Source organism: Litorivita sp. NS0012-18 (genome assembly GCF_040371945.1).
Lineage (GTDB): Bacteria > Pseudomonadota > Alphaproteobacteria > Rhodobacterales > Rhodobacteraceae > Litorivita.
Genome location: NZ_BAABWS010000002.1, coordinates 573,943 through 590,378, shown reverse-complemented (window position 1 = coordinate 590,378; position 16,436 = coordinate 573,943). Strand labels below are relative to the sequence as shown.

Here is a 16,436-nt window from a genome sequence, read left to right as displayed (position 1 = left end):
TTTGGATGATGTCGCGGGCGGGTTGGCCTAAGCTTCGACCCGCGCGCGGAATGTGAGGTTAATGCGGCGCACGGTGCCGTTTTCTTCGCGCAGCGCGACGGCGCGGTCGAACCCGAGGCTGACCAATGTGCCACGTGCCAGCGGCAGGTCCGCATCGACAAGCACGTCGCAAATCGCCGCGCCGACTTCCTTGGCGCTTTGGAACCCTTGGTCCGTGGTCACGACCGAGATGTCGAATTTATGCAGCGCGCCGTCGCCGTCCATGTCGGAAGCATCAAGCACCGTTTCGGGCCCGAGGCTGACATAAAGCGCCGGCAAAGTGCCCGCAGGAAGCGCATCGAAAATGGCGCTGCCGACAAGGCCGGTAACCGCCGCATCATTGGAAATCGCGGTGAACACCGCCGATTGCAAGGAGGCGGATATGACATAGCTCATGGCACAAGCTCCTCATTTGCATAGCAGGTCAGATAGCGGCCGGAGGCATCGTCCTCGGCCACAGCAAGAATATTGAACACCCGCGTGCCTTCGCGAAACCGCTGCTCGGGGCGCGGGCGCTGCGGGTTGCCATGCGGCGCGGCGCGCACGATGATCCGGTATCCGACATCGGACACCGCCGTGGCCGCACCGGTGCGTTGGCGCCCGCCGGCGGCGGTAACATCGGCCCAAAGCGTGCCAAGCTCTTGCCAGACCTCGTCAAATCCCCCTGCCCCATCGGGCGTGCGGATCGGCGTTTCCAGCAGCAAGGCGCGGCTCAGGTGAGGAAGCTCTGCCATCAGACCGCGCCCCCTTTGCCGCCCAAAATCCGCACCGTGCGATAGCGCTCGATCAAGGAGGTGACGCCAAAGGGCATGCAGCCGCTGCCAAGGGCGGTCTCGCTTCGGTATTCGTAGTAATGCGCCGCCAAGAGCAGCACCGCCTGCCCAAGATCCGCTGGCAAATCGCCCCAGCTTGCCCCGATGCCCGCCGTGAAGCGGATTTCCACCGAACCGCCCAAGGCCACCAAGGGCAAAAGGCCGGATTTTGCACGCAGGCGCGGGCGTTGTTGATCTTGCTCGAGGTAGTAGCTGGCCGCGTCAAGCACGCTCACCGTGCCGCCCGCATCGGTCATCTCGACCGAGGTCACGGCAGTGATGGGCGCGGCGGGCAAGGCTTGCCCCGATTGATCGCGCCAACAGCTCAGCGTCCACGAAAAATCGCGCGTGATCAGTATTTTACCGGTGCGCGCCTCGATGGCTGCAATGGCCGCGCGCAGGAAGCTTTCAAGCACCGCGTCTTGCAGACCAGAGTTTGCAAACCCCGTGCCAAGGCGCAGGTGGTCTTTGAATTCATCCAGCGGAAGGGCGCTTTGCGGCACCGCGCTTTCTTCGATTAACATCATGGGATCACTCCGCAAATTTGCCTTTCCCCGAAAAGAATATGCGCACGGCGCCTCCGCGTTGCTCGGACGGAGGGGAGCAGCTGGACAACGCCTTTTGGTGAAGACGCCGTGCACGCAGCGGCGGGACGCGCCCGCCGCCACATCGGCTATGCCCGTTTAGGCAATGCCGAATTTCAGCAGTTTGATCGCGGCGAAATCGCTCACGTCACCGCCCACGCGTTTGGTCGCGTAGAAGAGAACATGAGGCTTGGCCGAGAAGGGATCACGCATGACGCGCAGATCGGGACGTTCGGCGATGGTGTAGCCCGCCTCGAAATCGCCAAAGGCAATCGCCGCCGCGTCCGATGCGATGTCGGGCATGTCCTCGGCGATCAGCACCGGATAGCCCATCAGGCGTGCAGGCTCGCCCGCCGCCAGACCGTCGGACCACAAGAAACGACCATCGGCATCCTTGAGCTTGCGCACTTGGCCAGCGGTTTTCGAATTCATCACGAATGTGCCGTTGGCGCGGTATTGCGCACCCAAAGCATAGACCAGTTCGATGATCGCATCGGCCGGATTGGTGGCGTCAAAACCGCCGTCGGTGCCGGTGGCAACATAGCCCAAAGAGCCCCAGGTCCAGCTCGCCTCGTCGACCTGCGTGTGGTTCAAGATGCCGGTCGGCTTGTCGATGCCATCGCCGTTGATAAAGGCGGCAGCTTCGGCGGCCGAGAATTTGTCGGCGATCCGTGCCGCGAGCCAGCCTTCGATGTCAAAAGCCGCGTCGTCGAGCAGGCGCTGCGAGGCTTTCGGCAGGGCCGAGAGCTCATAGAGCGGGATCGAAATGCGGTCGATGGTCGGGGTCGCGGTTTCGGTCAGGGATCCGGTTTCTGTCACCCAGCCCGAGCCGATGTCGGAGGTGTCGACCAGCACGTCGTAGGAGGTCGCCTCGACGTTGACCACATTGGCCACGGCGCGGATCGACGCGGTAGATTTGAGCACCGATTTCACGGTCTCTGCGGTCTGCGGATCGACAAGGTAGCCGCCATCGGAATTGACGGCAGTGGACATGGATTTGCCTTCCAGCATCAAGCCGCGCAGGGCATCATCATCACCACCGCGCAGATAGGCGTTGAACGCTTTCTGGTGGGGGGCGTCGAAATCGGCCGAAGCGGCCAGAGCCGGACGTGCGGCGGAGGTAGATTTACGGTCAAGCATGGTCAGTCGCTCTTCTTGTTGTTGAAGTCGGTTGTGAATGTCGGCTCGGAAGCCTTTGAAGTCGCTCATGAAACCCATCATGGCCGACTTCACCTCGGAGACCGGAGACAAAGCTTCTCCGGTCCGAGACTTGCTCTCGGTCTGCGTCATAAAACGTCCCCTTGGTCGGTTGCGTTTGGTTGCGTTAGGTTGCGATCAGCGCCTGTCTTGCGCCATGGACTGGCGGGCGTCCTCGATGGCCGCCGCCAGATCACGCAGGGCATCGCGCTCAAGGCTTTCGCCCTTCGCCCCCACCCGCGCACTGGGAAGCATGGGGAAGGTCACAAGCGAGACTTCCCAAAGCTCCAGTTCGGTCAAGAGCCGTTGGCCCTTGGTATTCTTTGTCGCCTTTACGGTGCGATAGCCGATCGACAGGCCATCAATGGCCCCCGCCTCGATCAAGGCCGCCGCTTCGCGCCCCTTCTCGACGCTGTCGAGCAAACGGCCTTTGACATAAAGCCCGCGCCCGTCCTCGCGCACCTCGTCCCAGATGCCGATGGGCTGCGCCGGATCATGCTGCCAGAGCATTTTCACCGAACGCGCCTCGGTCTTGAGGCGTTTGAGGCTTTGCGCATAGGCGCCTTTTTGCACCACATCGCCGCCTTGGTCGCAGGCCCCGAAGAAAGAGGCATAGCCTTCGATCTTGGTGCCCTCGGCGACGGTCAATTCGCCGTCAAAGCGGCAAAACTTGCGCTCAAGCTCCGTGTCGATATCCATAGTCTGTCCTTTCGTTTCGCAAATGCCTTGGCCGCTTTGGCCGATCCGCGCGCCGCTCATTGCGCCGCCGCGACAAAGGATTGGAACGCCTGCCCGAGGATCGCGCCTACAACGCCGTAAACCGTCAGCCACAACCGCCGTTCAAGGCGCTCCATCGTCTGGTCCAGCTTGTCGAGACGCGTGTTGAGCGCCTTGACGTGCAAATCGCTGACCCGTTCATGGGCTTGCAACCGCAGGCCGGGGGCGCAATCAAACGGCTCCAGTCCGAAGCGGTGGCTTTCGTCACTCATCGCGCTGCTCCGCCGCATCCGATGCCGCCGCATCAGCCGCCGCCTCCATCGCGGCCTCTTCGACCACCGCATCCGCATCAATCGGCGGAAGGCCAAGAATGGCGCGTTTTTCGGCGGCGGTCAGGAATGTCGCCTGCGCCACGCGTTTCCATTGCGCATCACGTTCGGCGGCCAAGGCGGGCACTTGGTCCAGATCGGGTTTGAGGCGCAGATCCTCGCCGGTGAACCCCGACAGCCAATCGGCCACGGTCGCCGCGACGCGGGTCGCCAAGGGCAATACCGTCAGCCGGTAAAAGGCGCGGTTGGCCTCTTGGTAGTTGGCGTAGGTGGAATCGCCTTGCAGCCCAAGCAACATCGGCGGCACGCCAAAGGCGACGGCAATCTCGCGCGCGGCGCTGTCTTTGGTTTTCTGGAATTCCATATCCGAGGGCGAAAACCCCATCGGCTTCCAATCCAGCCCGCCTTCGAGCAGCATCGGACGCCCTGCGTTGCGCGCGCCTTGGTGGTGGCTCTCCATCTCGTTGACCAAACGGTCGTATTGATCGGGCGAGAGGCTGCCCGCGCCGTCGGAGCCTTTGTAGATAATCGCGCCCGAGGGCCGCGCCGCATTGTCGAGCAAGGCTTTGGACCAGCGGCTGGCGCTGTTGTGCACGTCGATGGCCATGGCGGCGGCCTGCATCGGGCTAAAGCCGTAGTGATCGTCTTGCGGGTGGAAATTCTTCATATGGCAGACGCTGGGATGACCGCTGGCCACGTCAAAGCGGTGCTTGCGCCCGCCGACGGTGTAATCATAGGCGACGGGCCATCCATCCGCCCCGGGCACGAGGCTCATCCGGTCCGAGCGCAGCACATGCAATTCGACCGGTGTGCCATCCGCGCCGCCCACGGCCTCCAGATAGGCATCGCCCGACAGCAGAAGCTGGCCATAGAGCGCCTCGAACAATTCCGCGCGGCCCTGCGCCGGATTGGGGCTCTCGACAAGGCGCAACATCGGGTGGCTGTCATAGCGGGTGTTTGCGTCTTGCAAGACCAAAGGCAATGCGGCGGCCGCTTCGGCAATCAGTTTGACGGCGCGAAACCCGACAGGGTTACCGGCAAAGCCCGTGCGGGTCAGCGATACGGTATCACGCGGGCTCCATGCCACGCGGCCGGCGCTGTGATAGCTGACCACCGGACCGGTGGCGCTGGCCTTTTGCTCGGGCACTTGGGTGGCTTCGCCGCGGCGAAAGAAATCAAAAACCGTCATTCGGTGCTCCTCTTGGATCTTGCGCGATGCGGCGATGGTGCCGCGCCCACCCTGCGCGGTGGCGGGCGGGGTCGATGGGGTCCGAGGGCAACGATGCGGCGGTGATCCGCATTGGCTCGCTGCCCTCTGGCTTGGGGAGAAGATGCCTATCAAATGGTTAAAGAGGCTAAACTAGAGCGCGCGCACCTGCGGGCGGCGCCATTTTGCGGCCGGAAGAATCATCAATTCCGTCAGCGCCCAAACCAATGCATCAACGCGATCAGGGCTTTTTTTGCCCTCATAGCCTTGCGCAGTCATGCGGCACATCTGATCCTCAAGCTGCCCCAATCCGCGCAGGTGTTTGACCCGCCCCTGCTCGTAGAGCGCCGAAACCGGCTCGGCGCGGGCGACCTTGCCGCGGCTGGCGTGCACCTTCTTGAGCGGCACCATCGGGTCCACCTGCCGAATGACGGATTCGACCAGATCGCCGCCTTGGTTCACTTCGGCGACCAAGCGCTCCGCGCCCCATTTCTCCATCGCGGCGATGGCGGCGGTGGCCCACCGCGTCGGGGTCGCCGCCCCGATCGAGGCATCTTCGAGCACATAGGCCTTCCAGTCGTGGACAGGGCCTTGGGTGCAGGCCCCCACCACCACGATCCCGCATTCATCGGAGGTGTCCTTGCCGCTGACCGGCGGATCGACGGCGACGACGATCCGGTCGAACTCCGGCACGGCCTCGACCTGATGCTCTGCCAGCATCGCCGTGGTCCACAGCGCCCCTTCGGCATCCTCAAGCAGAACTCCATCCAGTTCCTGGCGCCCCAACCGCGTGCCCGCATAGCGCGCGCGCACCTCTTCGAGGAAGCTGTCGGCAAGGAAGGCCGCATTCGCCTCGGTCGGGGCCGAGGTTGTCACGGTCGAGGGCGAGGCGAGGATTTGCTTGAGCACGCCGACATTGCGCGGCGTGGTGGTGATACAGACCTGCGGCGTCTCGCCAAGGCGCAAACCGAATTGCAGCATGTCCCATGTGTCTTGGGCGCGCTTCCATTTGGCCAGCTCATCCACCCAGGCCCCGTCAAACTGCGGACCGCGCAGGCTTTCGGGATCATGGGCCGAGAAAATCTGCGCCGTCGCCCCGTTGGGCCACAAGAGCCGCTTGCGGCTGGCCTGCCATTCGGGGCGCCGGTCGGGAGGCGAGCAGGCGAGAATGCCGCTCTCGCCAAAGACCATCACCTCGCGCACCTGATCAATGGTCTCGCCGACAAGCGCCAGCCGCGAGCAGCGCCCCTTGTCGAGCGGGCGCGCGCCCTCGACCATGGATCGGACCCATTCGGCCCCTGCACGCGTTTTGCCCGCGCCGCGCCCGCCCATGATCACCCAAGAGCGCCAATCGCCCTCGGGCGGCATCTGGTGGTCCAAAGCCCAGAACTCGAACAAATAAGGGAGAGCCAAAAGCTCTCCCTCGCTGAGTTCATTTAGGAAGGCGTCCTGAACCGCAGGTTCGGCGGAGGCGATCCAAGCGGCACCTGATCTGAGATCGGGCCTCGTCAAAATCGAGGGCGTAATCGTTAACGATGCCTTTTTCTTTCCTGCGGCGTTCTTCATGGAGTTGCTCCGTTTCATGTGCGATTTTGAGCCATTGCCGGATATCGGAGATGGCTTTGCTGGTGTCTTTCAGCCCCGCGACGTCACCGGCGCGGATCCGCATTTGCATTTCCCGAAGATCGGACCTGAGGTCCATCAACTGGAGTTCAACCTCGCTGATACTGTTGTCCAGCGACGAGGGTCCCTCTTGCGAGGTAATCATGGTCATGGGTTGCTCTGCCTCTTTGGGTGCGTTTGCCCACCGTGTATGAGGAAACAAAAAAGCGGCCCGAGGGGATGCCCCCTTGGCCGCTTCGTCACTTCTTCCAGCATGTCACAACTTATAGGCGAGAACGCGCGCAAAGTCAAGCGATTTCGCAACAGGCGCGCCGTCTAAGCGTTCGTTATCTTTAGGTTTTTTGGCACTTTAGAGGCGAGCCCTGCGGCGCGGGTCTTCGCCCGACAGACGCGCAAACCGGCCCTAAGCCCTTGCTGTGAAACGCCTTTGCGAGCGCGCTTTCGCAAAACCCGCCGGATCAGTTTGCGCCGCCAAAGGGTTAACAAAACGCCCCGCCATGGCGGGGCTTTTCGCAAAGCTAAACCTCGAAACGCAGGCGGGCCTATTCCGATTGCTTGGCCCGTTCGGCTTCGATCTGGCGCCATTTGGCGACATTGGCGTTATGCTCGGCCAAGGTTTCGGCAAAGGCGTGACCGCCGGTGCCATCGGCCACAAAGAAGATATAGGGCGTGGTGTCGGGATTGAGCGCCGCCTCGATGCTGGCGCGGCCGGGGTTGGCGATCGGGGTCGGCGGCAAGGCTGGGATCACATAGGTGTTCCACGGCGTCTCGCGGCGCAATTCGCTTTGACGGATGCCGCGGCCCAACACGCCCTGCCCCTTGGTGATCCCGTAAATCACGGCGGGGTCTGTTTGCAATTTGATGCCTTGGCGCAGCCGGTTGACAAAGACGCTGGCCACTTGGCGGCGCTCTTCGGGCACGCCGGTTTCCTTTTCGATTAAGGAGGCGAGGATCAGGGCCTCTTCGGGTGTTTTGACCGGCAGGTTGTCGTCGCGCTCGGACCATGCGGCGGCAAGGATCGCTTGCTGCGCGCTTTGCATTTTGGCGATCAAATCGGCCCGCGCGGTGCCGCGGCGGATTTCATAGCTGTCGGGTGCAAGGCTGCCCTCGGCGGGCAGATCACCGATCTCGCCGGTCAGAACATCGATGGATTTGAGGTTTTCGACCACTTGCCAGCTGGTCACGCCTTCGGCCAGCGCCACGCGAAAGCGCACATCGCCAGCCTCGGCGGCTTTAACCAAAGCCTCGGGTGCCTCTTCTTCGGCGGGGTTATAGGAGGCCTCTTCGACATAGCGGCTGGTCGCGGGATCGAGCGCGCGCAGCTGCACCGAGGCGCGGGTCACGCCGATGCGATACACGATCTCGGTGCCGCAGGTGCTGGCCCCGCCGCGGGTGACGATATCGACGATCTGCGCCATGCTCGCGCCCGCAGGGACGAGGTAGCTTCCCGCCTTAAGCTGTTGAGTTTTGTCGGTATAATCCGCGCCCACACGGAAAATCGTGCCGCTGCTGATCGCGCCCTCTTTGGCGAGATCCTTGCTGACGCGCGACATGCTTCCGCCCGAAGGAACGCGCAGGCAGATTTGCTGATCCAGCGGCCCTCGGGCGTTATATTCGCTTTGCCCCCACAAAATCACCCCGCCCAAAAGGAAGAGGATGACGATCAACAAAGTGATCGCGTTCGAGGCGAGGGCTTTCCACATTTAGCGCAACTTTCCCATGCACAGGCTGGCATTGGTGCCGCCAAAGCCGAAGCTGTTGGACAGGACCACGTCGATCTTGCGTTCGCGCTTGACGTTCGGCGCGAGGTCGAGTTTGCACTCCACCGCCGGATCGTCGAGGTTGATCGTCGGCGGAGCAACCTGATCGCGGATCGCGAGGATCGAGAAAATCGCCTCGATCGCGCCCGCCGCGCCCAACAGGTGGCCGGTGCAGGATTTGGTCGAGGACATGGTGGCATTGGCCGCCGCATCGCCCAAAAGCCGCTCGACCGCCGCCAATTCGATGGTGTCGGCCATGGTCGAGGTGCCATGCGCGTTGATGTAATCCACCGCAGAAGGCTCCAGCCCCGCACGGCCAAGCGCCGCCTCCATCGCGCGATAAGCGCCATCGCCGTCTTCGGCGGGGGCAGTGATGTGATAGGCATCGCCCGACAATCCATAGCCCAGAACCTCGGCGTAGATTTTCGCGCCGCGCGCCACCGCGTGCTCGTATTCTTCAAGCACGACAACCCCCGCACCCTCGCCCATCACAAAACCGTCGCGGTTTGCATCATAGGGGCGCGAGGCCTTTTTCGGATCATCTTTATGCTGTGTGCTCAAGGCCTTACAGGCATTAAAGCCCGCGATGCCGATCTCGGAGATCGAGGATTCCGCGCCGCCGGCGATCATCACATCCGCATCGCCCCATTGGATCAAACGCGCCGCATCCCCGATGGCATGGGCACCGGTGGAACAGGCGGTGACAACCGCGTGGTTGGGGCCTTTGAAGCCGTATTTGATGCTCACCTGACCCGAGATCAGGTTGATCAGCGCGCCAGGGATAAAGAAGGGCGAGACGCGGCGCGGGCCGCGTTCCTTGATCATCACGGCGGTTTCGGCAATCGAGTTCAACCCGCCGATGCCCGAGCCGATCATCACGCCGGTGCGGATCTGGCCTTCGCGGTCTTCGGGCTTCCATCCGGCGTCTTGCACGGCCTGCTCGGCGGCGGCAATGCCGTAGAGGATGAAATCATCGACCTTGCGGCGCTCTTTTGGAAGCATCCAGTCGTCCGCGTTAAATGTGCCGTCGGTGCCGTCGCCATGTTTGACTTCGCAAGCGTAATCCGTGGCCAGATGGCTGGCATCGAATTGTTTGATGGTATCGGCGCCGGATTGACCGGCAAGCAAACGCTTCCACGTCTCTTCCACTCCGCAAGCCAGCGGCGTGACCAACCCAAGACCTGTGACAACTACTCGGCGCATATGATGCCTCCCCGTTTCATTGGCCTCGTGCATACCTTGCCTTGGGGCATAGGGGCAAGAGGCGTGGGGCGTCTATCGGCGGGGTTTTGCAGTGCTTTACAGTTTTTTGTGCGCGGCGTGGCGATCCGCGCGGCTCTACCCTATGATGTATCGGCGGCGCGGCGCACCACTGCATAGGCTCCTGCGCCCCGCGATTCCCCCGCGCGAAACGAAAACAGCCCCCGCCGGTATGGCAGGGGCTGCGATCACATATCGCGCGCCCGCAAGGGGCGGCGGCAAAGCCTTAGGAGGCTTCTTTGATGAACTTAACGGCGTCGCCGAAGGTCTGGATGTTTTCGGCGGCGTCATCGGGAATTTCGATGCCGAACTCTTCTTCGAACGCCATGACCAGCTCGACGGTGTCGAGGCTGTCTGCACCCAGATCGTCGATGAACGACGCGTTCTCGGTGACCTTGTCTTCTTCCACACCAAGGTGCTCTACAACGATTTTCTTCACGCGGTCTGCGACGTCGCTCATGTCAAGTCCTCATAACTGGTCTGGGCGCTGCGGCCCGTTTTGGGTTGCCGCCTCCTGATGTGATCAGCAAAGCGGCCTATTGGTGCCCCGAGAGGCGGTTCTCTTCGATCCCGCCGCGCGGGTGACATATCCTTGCACACAAGATATGGGTGCAAGAACAGTTCTGTCGCCGCCTATAGCACATGGTGCGCGATTGGCAAACGCTTTGTCTTAACTGGGCGCGGGGCGGGTTTGGCGCAAGTGCGCGGGCGTGTTGACGATAGGGAAACCTTAGTGACATCTGCTCGACAAACCCCTGCCGCAACCTGAGGTATGTAACGTAATGCTTTCATATGACACATTATTTATCGCCATGCATTTGCCGGTCCTGCCCGCATGGGCCTTGCTCATCGGCGCACCCAAGGCGCGAATGACGCGGGCCTATGTGCATTCCGGCCTTGTGCCCTTGATCTTGGGCGCGCTCTATGGCGCCTTGCTTTTTTCGGCGGTTTTCCTCGGATATGCCGCCGAAGGGGCCGCGATGGGGTCGCTGACAGGGGTTATGGCGCTCTTCTCGCATCCCGTCGGCGCCCTGACCGCATGGGCGCATTTCATCTGTTTTGATCTGTTTGTCGGAGCTTGGGTGGCCCGCGATGCGGCGCGGCGCGCGATGGGCCATTTGGGCACTCTGCCCGCCTTGGGCCTTTGCTTTGTGTTCGCGCCTTTGGGGCTGGTTTGGCATCTGCTGCGGCGCGCGGCTTTGGGGCATGGGATCGCCTTGGACGACGGCGATTGAACGCCAAAGGGCGCAGCCTTGGCCGCGCCCTTTTCAATCTCGTTGCGACGTCAATCTCGTTGCGACGTGAGCGCGGCCCTAAAGCATCGCCATACCGCCATTGACGTGCAAGGTCGCGCCCGTGACATAGCCCGCCTCGGGGCTGGCCAGATAAAGCACCGCTGCGGCGATCTCTTCGGGGGTGCCCATACGGGCGGCGGGGATTTGCACGTTGATCTTGTCTTTTTGATCATCGGTCAATTTGTCGGTCATCGCCGTGGCGATAAATCCGGGCGCGACGGCATTGGCGGTGATGCCGCGGCTGGCGACCTCATAGGCGATGGATTTGGTCATGCCGATCATACCCGCCTTGGAGGCGGCATAATTCGCCTGCCCCGGATTACCGGTGGCGCCGACGATGGACGAAATATTGACGATCCGGCCCCAACGCGCCTTCATCATCGGGCGCATCACACCGCGGCACAGGCGCATGGTCGCGGTCAGGTTCACATCGAGCACCGATTGCCATTCATCGTCGGACATGCGCATGAAAATCTGGTCGCGGGTGATGCCTGCGTTATTGACGAGGATATCGACCGATCCCATCGCCTCGATCGCCTGTTTGGGCAGGGCATCCACCGCCGCGCCGTCCGACAGGTTGCACGGCAGCACATGGGCGCGATCCCCAAGTTCGGCCGCCAAAGCCTCCAAAGGCTCGACCCGCGTGCCCGACAGGCCCACAGTGGCGCCCGCGCCGTGCAGCGCCTTGGCGATCTGTCCGCCGATGCCGCCCGAAGCGCCGGTGATCAGCGCATTTTTTCCAGTCAAATCAAACATATGTCGCGTCTTTCTTTGGTTATCTATCACGCCAGAGTGGCCGCTACGGCCTGCACGTCTTCGGGGGTGCCGATGTTCATCGGCGCAATCGCGCGGTCGATGCGTTTGACCATGCCGCTCAGGGCCTTGCCTGCGCCGACCTCCCACATTTCGGTGACGCCCTGCGCGCCCATCCACAAAACGCTTTCGCGCCAGCGCACCGATCCGGTGACCTGCTCGACCAAAAGCGCGCGGATCACGCTCGGATCGCTGACCGCATCGGCGCGCACATTGGCCACCACCGGCACGGCGGGGCGGTTGATATCGACCTCGCCCAACGCGCCTGCCATGACGCGGGCCGCAGGCTCCATCAGGGCGCAATGGAACGGGGCGCTCACGGGCAGCAAAAGCGCGCGTTTGGCGCCTTTGGCCTTGGCGATCTCGCAGGCGCGTTCGACAGCGGCCTTATGGCCGGAGACGACGACTTGCGCCGGATCATTGTCATTGGCCGCTTGGCACACTTCGCCCTGCGCCGCTTCTTCGGCCACGGCCTGCGCGGTTTCGAAATCGAGGCCCAGCAAGGCCGCCATGGCGCCGACGCCGACGGGCACGGCCTCTTGCATGGCCTTGCCTCGGGTGCGCAACAGCCGTGCGGCATCCGCGACGCTAAAGGCGCCCGCCGCCGCGAGGGCGGAATATTCACCCAACGAATGCCCCGCCACATAGGCGGCCACATCGGCCAAAACCACGCCTTCGGCCTCCAGCGCGCGCATTGCCGCCAGCGAGGTCGCCATGAGCGCAGGCTGGGCGTTTTGCGTCAGGGTCAATGTGTCTTGATCGCCCTCCCAGATCAGGCTGCTCAAGCTTTCGCCAAGCGCCTCGTCGACCTCGTCGAACACCGCTTTGGCGGCGGGATAGGCCTCGGCCAAGGCCTTGCCCATGCCGATGGTTTGGGCACCCTGCCCGGGGAAAATCAATGCGCGGCTCATGGTCTAGGCCTCCGTTCGTGCTCGTTATCGCTTTGGATCGGGGATAGCGCGGCGCGGCGCGCTTGGCAACATGGGCGCGCGCGGCCCTGCGCCGCCCCGCGCCGCCCCGCCGCCAAAGGGGGGAGTGCGCAGATGAACACCTGTGCGCCATGCGCCCGATGCTGTGCGCGAATGGCGATACTCTTGCGCGGCGCGGCGGGGTAATGTGAGGCAAACCCGTCATTCGATATATCTTTATAGCAGGAAGCCCCATGTCCCTTTCCAATACGCCGCAAAGCTATGGCACCGTCACCAAGAGCTTTCACTGGCTCACCGCCCTGTTGATCTTGACCGCTATCCCCGTCGGCTGGCTTGCCCATGAGATGTCCTATGCGCTGCGCAGCGGCGGGGCCGATGCGGCGACGGTGGCGCGGGTGGCGATGTTGTTTTCCTTGCATAAAACCCTTGGCGTGGCGGCGTTTTTCGTCGCGCTCGGGCGCATCCTTTGGGCCTTTAGCCAACCCAAACCTGGGCTGCTGAACGGCAATCACAAGCTGGAGGCGGTTTTGGCCGAAGGGGTGCATTGGACGCTCTACGGCACGATGGTTCTGGTGCCTTTGTCGGGATGGGTCCACCACGCGGCGACCTCGGGCTTCGCGCCGATCTGGTGGCCCTTTGGCCAAGGCCTGCCCTTTGTGACGCAATCGGCGGCGGTCGCCGAGGCCTCCGAAGTGGTGCATTTCCTGTCGGGGCGGTTGATGATCGTCGCGATCGGATTGCATATCGCGGGGGCGCTCAAACACCATGTGATCGACAAGGACGCGACCCTGCGCCGGATGCTGCCGCGCGGCGGCGGGGCGCAGCCCTCGGCGCAGCAGCCCTCGCATCTGCTGCCTGCCTCCATCGCCGCCGTGCTTTTGGGCGCAACTTTGGTGGTCGGATGGTCCTCTGCTCGGCTCGCCCCCAATGAAACCCCACCCGCGCGCGCATCGGTGACGGCGGCGGCCCCTTCCGCCACACCCCCCGCCACCGCAAACCAATGGCAGGTGCAAGAAGGGCAAATCGCCATCGCGGTGCAGCAATTCGGCTCCGAAGTGAGCGGCAATTTCGGCGCATGGCAGGCCGATATCACCTATGATCCGCAAGCGAGCGGGCAAAAAGGCGCGGTCGAGGTGCGCATCGACATCGCCTCCTTGTCGCTCGGCTCGGTCACCGACCAAGCGCTCGGGGCCGATTTCTTTGACGCAGCCGCCCATCCTACCGCCGTCTTTGCCGCCGACATCATCGAGGCCGACGGCGCGCTGGAGGCCCGAGGCACGCTGTCCATCAAGGGCAATTCGGTGCCGCTGGCCCTGCCCTTCACCTTGGCGATTGATGGCGAGACAGCGGTGATGCAAGGGGCGCTGCGGCTGGACCGGCGTGATTTCGGGATCGGGATGAAGATGGACGACGAAAGCAGTCTGGGCTTTGGCGTCGATGTCACCGTGGGCGTGACGGCGGTGCGCGCGCCGTAACGCGCGCGCTCTTGCCTCTGCTTGTCGGTTACGGGGGCAACACACCCTGCGCATCGCTGCGCGAGGCGCTCGACACTCATCACCACAAACCCGCAAACAAAAAAAGGCCGCCCCGTTCAGGAGCGGCCTTTCGCATCGTTACCGTCTGTACGGTTTATTCGGCTTTCATCGCCTCGATCGAGATCATGATCTGCACCTCGTCGGAAACGTAGGGCGCAAAAGCGCCGACGTTGAAATCGGTGCGCTTGACCGATGTGGTCGCGCTGAAACCGGCCCAAGGCTTTTTGGCCATCGGGTGTTCGCCCGACTGGTTCATCACCGCATCCAAAACAACGGGTTTGGTCACGCCGTTGAGCGTCAGGTCGCCGGTGATTTTGGCGGTCTTCTCGCCGGTCACTTCGATCGCGGTCGAGGTGAAGGTGACGGTCTCGTCGGCCTTGCCAAAGAAATCATCGCCCATGAAGTGGTTGAAGCGGCCTTCCCAGCCGGTCAGCATCGAAGTGACGGGAAAGGAGACGGTGACCGACGAGGCCGCAGGATCTTCGGCGTCGAGCATGATTTCACCTTCAAAGCCGGAGAACATGCCATAGTTGGTCGAATAGCCAAGGTGGTTATAGCTGAACACGATCTGGCTGTGGCTGGCGTCGAGCACATATTTCTCGGCGGCTGCGGAGGCAGCGGTCGCGCCAACGGCCAAAGTAGCGGCAAGCGCGGCGCCCAGAGCGGTGGTTTTCAAAGGCGAGGTAAACAAGTTCATACGGGTCATCCTTCCCATCGGGATTGGAGTTAATATTGGTCACAGGTGTACTTGTTTATCACATGTTCGCAATTGCACGAAAATCAACAGTTTGTGCGCACAGGCGCGCATGCTCGCCCCGCCATAGGCGGCGGGCCGCCGGTGCGCGCGCCTTTGGGGCGGCGATTTATGCCTTGAGACACAAAAAGACCCGCACAAGGCGGGTCTGAAGTCTTGGGGAGGTTATGTCAGGGTCTGGCGCGTCCGGCCGCGCTTTACGATTTGCGCGTCAAGTCGCGCAGTATCGTTTTTGCGCGTCAAGCCGCGCAGTATCGTTTTTGCGCGTCAAGCCGCGCGGGCAAAAGCCGCCCCGAGCGCGCGCTGCAATTCATCAAGATCACGCTGCTCGGCCATCGCCATTTCGATCAACGTATTGCCATCCGCATCCGTCGCGCGCAGCAGATCATTGCGAAAGTCCACCGAGCCGAGTTCATCATAGCTGTAGCGCGCGATCTCGCGGCGGGCGCCGTCGCAAGACACATTATAAAGCACCATCTCGGCGCGCGCCGGATCAAGATGCACCTCGGGGGTGGTGCCTTGACGCCCCGGCTGCATCACCGCGAGACCCGCGCCCAAAAGCAGCATCGAAATCACCAATCGGATCAACATTTGCTCTGCGTCCCAACCGCCCGGCGCGACGAGCCACAACCCGCCTGCGGAGGTGATCAACACAACGCCAAAGAAGATCGACGCGGCGCGCACCATTGGCGAGCCGACCACCCGAACAATATCGCGGCCGGTCCGTTTCGAGCGGGCCTTGCGCGGCATAGCATCGACACGCGGTTCAAGCATGATATCGGACATCGCGGACATAACGGGTTTCCTTTCGGGTTTCTTCACTGCTGCGCCTTTGTTTGCATGGCACTTTGGCCGTGGCGCTGTTGTTGTGGTTAACCTTGGGTTAAGATTTGGACGGAAATGAGGCAGCCATCGGGTCAAATCGCGACCGCTGCGCAAGCTGTGGCATTCATGCGACGCTTGCGCCGCGAGACCCGTTTTCACCGCTATATATAGCGGCCCGCGACGGCGCGCCCCCAAGAGGCACAGCAGGCCTTGCGCGGCAGATAAATCCGAGCTAAGAGGCGCCTTCACCGTGCGCAAATCGATTGAACCGCGCAGTCTCTCGTGGATGGGCCGCGACACGGTGGTCTTGCCCGTCCTATGAAATGCGCCTGAAAAATGAATGGAGAGCACATGCCGCTTTATGAGCATGTATTCATCTCGCGTCAGGACTTGTCCAACACGCAAGCTGAAGGCCTTATCGAACATTTTGGCACCGTCCTCGCCGACAACGGCGGCAAACTCGTGGATCACGAGTATTGGGGCGTCAAAACGATGGCTTACAAAATCAACAAGAACCGCAAAGGCCATTATGCCTTCTTGCGCTCGGACGCGCCCGCCGCTGCCGTGCAAGAAATGGAGCGCCTGATGCGTTTGCATGACGATGTCATGCGCGTTCTGACCATCAAGGTTGACGAGCACGCCGAGGGTCCCTCGGTGCAAATGCAAAAACGTGACGAACGTGACCGCGGCCCGCGCGGTGATCGTGGAGACCGCGGTGATCGTGGCGACCGCGGTGATCGCGGCGACCGTCGCTAAT

At 62.4% G+C, this 16,436-nt stretch carries 19 protein-coding genes; 3 read left to right on the top strand and 16 right to left on the bottom strand.

Annotated features, from left to right (window positions below):
- Nucleotides 1-27 precede the first annotated feature (27 nt).
- The 12 genes from ABWV64_RS12480 to ABWV64_RS12425 all read right to left on the bottom strand — a co-directional run bounded on the left by ABWV64_RS12480 (nt 28) and on the right by ABWV64_RS12425 (nt 9,988).
- On the bottom strand, nt 28-435 hold the full coding sequence (locus ABWV64_RS12480; protein WP_353345686.1) for a DUF3168 domain-containing protein: 408 nt from the start codon (nt 433-435) through the stop codon (nt 28-30).
- Nucleotides 432-773: a head-tail adaptor protein gene (locus ABWV64_RS12475; protein ID WP_353345684.1), complete on the bottom strand. Its 342-nt coding sequence runs from the start codon at nt 771-773 to the stop codon at nt 432-434. Before ABWV64_RS12475 ends, ABWV64_RS12480 begins: the two co-directional genes overlap by 4 nt.
- A complete protein-coding gene (locus ABWV64_RS12470; RefSeq protein WP_353345682.1) occupies nt 773-1,378 on the bottom strand; it encodes a head-tail connector protein in 606 nt (201 codons plus the stop codon). The genes ABWV64_RS12475 and ABWV64_RS12470 overlap by 1 nt, the downstream gene beginning before the upstream one ends.
- 156 nt (nt 1,379-1,534) lie before the next feature.
- Entirely contained in the window at nt 1,535-2,725 is a 1,191-nt protein-coding gene (locus ABWV64_RS12465) for a phage major capsid protein (RefSeq protein ID WP_353345680.1), read from the bottom strand.
- A gap of 45 nt (nt 2,726-2,770) precedes the next feature.
- On the bottom strand, nt 2,771-3,331 hold the full coding sequence (locus tag ABWV64_RS12460) for an HK97 family phage prohead protease (RefSeq protein ID WP_353345678.1): 561 nt from the start codon (nt 3,329-3,331) through the stop codon (nt 2,771-2,773).
- Nucleotides 3,332-3,387: 56 nt separating this feature from the next.
- Nucleotides 3,388-3,621 (bottom strand): GTA head formation protein, RCAP_rcc01685 family, encoded by a 234-nt coding sequence (locus ABWV64_RS12455; RefSeq protein ID WP_353345676.1) that lies wholly within the window; start codon nt 3,619-3,621, stop codon nt 3,388-3,390.
- Complete coding sequence (locus ABWV64_RS12450; RefSeq protein ID WP_353345674.1) at nt 3,614-4,867, bottom strand: phage portal protein; 1,254 nt, start codon at nt 4,865-4,867, stop codon at nt 3,614-3,616. The genes ABWV64_RS12455 and ABWV64_RS12450 overlap by 8 nt, the downstream gene beginning before the upstream one ends.
- A 171-nt stretch (nt 4,868-5,038) precedes the next feature.
- Nucleotides 5,039-6,298, bottom strand: a complete 1,260-nt coding sequence (locus ABWV64_RS12445) for a DNA-packaging protein (protein ID WP_353345672.1) — start codon at nt 6,296-6,298, stop codon at nt 5,039-5,041.
- A gap of 19 nt (nt 6,299-6,317) precedes the next feature.
- Complete coding sequence (locus ABWV64_RS12440; protein ID WP_353345670.1) at nt 6,318-6,659, bottom strand: hypothetical protein; 342 nt, start codon at nt 6,657-6,659, stop codon at nt 6,318-6,320.
- Nucleotides 6,660-7,050: 391 nt separating this feature from the next.
- Nucleotides 7,051-8,211: an endolytic transglycosylase MltG gene (gene mltG / locus ABWV64_RS12435; protein WP_353345668.1), complete on the bottom strand. Its 1,161-nt coding sequence runs from the start codon at nt 8,209-8,211 to the stop codon at nt 7,051-7,053.
- Nucleotides 8,212-9,471, bottom strand: a complete 1,260-nt coding sequence (gene fabF / locus ABWV64_RS12430; RefSeq protein WP_353345666.1) for a beta-ketoacyl-ACP synthase II — start codon at nt 9,469-9,471, stop codon at nt 8,212-8,214. It abuts the gene before it with no gap.
- A gap of 283 nt (nt 9,472-9,754) precedes the next feature.
- Complete coding sequence (locus ABWV64_RS12425; RefSeq protein WP_025048350.1) at nt 9,755-9,988, bottom strand: acyl carrier protein; 234 nt, start codon at nt 9,986-9,988, stop codon at nt 9,755-9,757.
- A 322-nt stretch (nt 9,989-10,310) separates the two neighbouring features.
- On the opposite strand from ABWV64_RS12425, the gene ABWV64_RS12420 reads away from it, so the two are divergent.
- Nucleotides 10,311-10,763: an ABA4-like family protein gene (locus ABWV64_RS12420; RefSeq protein WP_353345663.1), complete on the top strand. Its 453-nt coding sequence runs from the start codon at nt 10,311-10,313 to the stop codon at nt 10,761-10,763.
- A 78-nt stretch (nt 10,764-10,841) separates the two neighbouring features.
- On the opposite strand, the gene fabG is transcribed toward ABWV64_RS12420, so the two are convergent.
- Nucleotides 10,842-11,579: a 3-oxoacyl-[acyl-carrier-protein] reductase gene (fabG, locus tag ABWV64_RS12415; RefSeq protein ID WP_353345661.1), complete on the bottom strand. Its 738-nt coding sequence runs from the start codon at nt 11,577-11,579 to the stop codon at nt 10,842-10,844.
- A gap of 26 nt (nt 11,580-11,605) precedes the next feature.
- A complete protein-coding gene (gene fabD / locus ABWV64_RS12410; RefSeq protein WP_353345659.1) occupies nt 11,606-12,547 on the bottom strand; it encodes an ACP S-malonyltransferase in 942 nt (313 codons plus the stop codon).
- 251 nt (nt 12,548-12,798) lie between these two features.
- Here fabD and ABWV64_RS12405 point away from each other — a divergent pair, with 251 nt between their 5' ends.
- Entirely contained in the window at nt 12,799-14,040 is a 1,242-nt protein-coding gene (locus ABWV64_RS12405; RefSeq protein WP_353345657.1) for a cytochrome b/b6 domain-containing protein, read from the top strand.
- 154 nt (nt 14,041-14,194) lie between these two features.
- On the opposite strand, the gene ABWV64_RS12400 is transcribed toward ABWV64_RS12405, so the two are convergent.
- Nucleotides 14,195-14,797, bottom strand: coding sequence for a YceI family protein (locus tag ABWV64_RS12400; RefSeq protein ID WP_353345655.1), 603 nt, complete (start codon nt 14,795-14,797; stop codon nt 14,195-14,197).
- A 324-nt stretch (nt 14,798-15,121) separates the two neighbouring features.
- Nucleotides 15,122-15,649 (bottom strand): hypothetical protein, encoded by a 528-nt coding sequence (locus ABWV64_RS12395; protein ID WP_353345653.1) that lies wholly within the window; start codon nt 15,647-15,649, stop codon nt 15,122-15,124.
- Nucleotides 15,650-16,030: 381 nt separating this feature from the next.
- Between ABWV64_RS12395 and rpsF the strand changes: the two genes are divergently transcribed.
- Nucleotides 16,031-16,435, top strand: a complete 405-nt coding sequence (rpsF, locus tag ABWV64_RS12390; protein ID WP_353345651.1) for a 30S ribosomal protein S6 — start codon at nt 16,031-16,033, stop codon at nt 16,433-16,435.
- Nucleotide 16,436: the final 1 nt, after the last annotated feature.